3 protein-coding genes are annotated in these 1,831 nt (G+C 37.7%); all 3 read left to right on the top strand.

The annotated features are described in order from the left end of the window. The first annotated feature begins 522 nt into the window (after nucleotides 1-522). The 3 genes from H6G26_RS41490 to H6G26_RS41480 all read left to right on the top strand — a co-directional run bounded on the left by H6G26_RS41490 (nucleotide 523) and on the right by H6G26_RS41480 (nucleotide 1,808). Nucleotides 523-1,278: a TspO/MBR family protein gene (locus H6G26_RS41490; protein WP_190737940.1), complete on the top strand. Its 756-nt coding sequence runs from the start codon at nucleotides 523-525 to the stop codon at nucleotides 1,276-1,278. 165 nt (nucleotides 1,279-1,443) lie between these two features. Beyond that, nucleotides 1,444-1,599, top strand: a complete 156-nt coding sequence (locus H6G26_RS41485) for a hypothetical protein (RefSeq protein WP_190737938.1) — start codon at nucleotides 1,444-1,446, stop codon at nucleotides 1,597-1,599. Between the two features lie 2 nt (nucleotides 1,600-1,601). Continuing rightward, on the top strand, nucleotides 1,602-1,808 hold the full coding sequence (locus H6G26_RS41480; RefSeq protein ID WP_242054415.1) for a hypothetical protein: 207 nt from the start codon (nucleotides 1,602-1,604) through the stop codon (nucleotides 1,806-1,808). The last annotated feature ends 23 nt before the right edge of the window (nucleotides 1,809-1,831 follow it).

Genomic DNA, 1,831 nt, shown 5'->3' with positions numbered 1-1,831 from the left:
TCTGGTATATTTCCATGACGGCTAATTCGGACAAAGGAGATCCCAACTGAGCAGAAAGCTGTTTTAGATTCTCCTGAATAGATGAATGGAAGCCTGGATCTTCGGGATAGGAAAGAGGGTTACTCATAATTGTCGTTTAAATGCAAATGCCATTGGATTGAGACTAGAAGCAATTTAAACACTTTTACTGAAGTAATAGATGCGTTCAGAACAGCCATATATGAGTCGATTTATTGATTGGTTGAACTTAAATCGTGACGTGTTTGCTGCTTACAAAGCTAGTTTGGGTTACATTTAGGCTTGATTTTTGTCTAAGTCCCGTTAATACATCTCCAAAATAATCAGAAATTCCCATCAAATTCTAGCAAGCCACTAGGTAAGTCTAACAGTCTCTGGTGAATTCATCTTTTTTGCCGCCATTTATTTTTATTTACGCTCTGAAAAAACATTATTTGTAACCGTTAAGTTATCATATATAATGACTAATTGCTAATAATTAAAACTACGCTCAATCTCTTAATTATGAATGAATCCAATAATTTAGGAATACTTGAAAAGTTTGTCAATACAGTGATGGGGGTAAAAACTGGTAATCAACAACGGTATCCAAATTCATCAATAGCTACGGTACAAGAACTAGATATGAGAGCAGTTTTAGTTTATACATTAGGGACTATTCTGCAAATCGTAGTTATGATTCTCGTGTTGCTGGGCATGGGAAAATTAGTAATTCTGATTGATAATAATTCTTCTTTTCCCAGTTGGTTTAGCACTTTATTTACCGGATTATTTTTTGCTATATTAAGTATCCGTTCCCGAATTTTTTCTCTTTTAGAGAATACTCGTTCTCGTCAGACTTATGATCAGGTAATCAGACCAAGATGGTCTCCTCCACCTTTAGTATTTCCCATCGTTTGGATGATAATCGCGGTTTTGCGGGTAATTTCTTCTCTATTGGTTTGGCAGCAGATGAATCATCAATTTTTAGTGCTACCTTTAATTTTATTTGTGGTACATCTAGCTTTAGGGGATACTTGGAATACAATTTTTACTGTAGAACGGAGATTAGGTGCTGCTGTCCCTGTAGTTATTCTAGGCCCTTGGTTATCTGCTGTAGTGGTGACGGCAATTTATTGGCAAACTAATCCTCTAGCAGGAATGACTTTATCATTTTCTTGTGTGTGGTTAACTGTAGCTGCTGTATTAGTATTTAGAATTTGGCAATTAAATGGCTCGGAGCCATTGTATCCTTTAAAATTAACACCTATGGAGAAATAAATACTCAAAATTCACCAAGACAAGAAAGCAAGGAAAAATATCACTTGACTTTTGAGTACCGCATTCAACATATATAAAAAACGGTAGATTGTTAATTGCTCTACCGTTTTTTCAACTCTTAAATCTGAAACTAGTTCTTCACAGCAATTATTTGAATATACAGGTGTGCGATGTTGCTACCCTCACCGCAACTATCACTTGTCCCATGTAGAAGTCAAAGCAGTGAATGAGGGCGATCGCGCAGCATCTCGTAGAGAAGGTTCCGCCGTGCCCTTCGTAAATTCTGAAAAATGGTCACATAGGCAATTGTTGCGAGGTTAAATATGCGACCGGAGCGGATGCAGAAACTGAAAGTTGCGGGAAATTCAGGGCAGAATCCGGGTTTTGACTTCTTGCAGGAATGCTGGAATGATGATCCGGCGAAAGCAGATTGTGATCAAAAAACTATTGGTGAAGTTTCCGCAATGGGGAATTGCTTGCGTGGATGGGGTGTTGGTGGATTGGGAAGGGTAGCAAGTGCAGTAGTTTGAAAATGAAGAATACAAAGTTTTGT

Source organism: Nostoc sp. FACHB-888, assembly GCF_014696655.1.
Lineage (GTDB): Bacteria > Cyanobacteriota > Cyanobacteriia > Cyanobacteriales > Nostocaceae > Nostoc.
The sequence above is the reverse complement of the archived record's forward strand: the minus strand, read 5'-3'. Positions and strand labels throughout refer to the sequence as shown.

Excerpts from the sequence above, each read along its gene's own strand:
- H6G26_RS41490 (WP_190737940.1), top strand. The coding sequence starts at position 523 with ATGAATGAATCCAATAATTTAGGAATACTTGAAAAGTTTGTCAATACA.
- H6G26_RS41480 (WP_242054415.1), top strand. The coding sequence starts at position 1,602 with ATGCGACCGGAGCGGATGCAGAAACTGAAAGTTGCGGGAAATTCAGGG.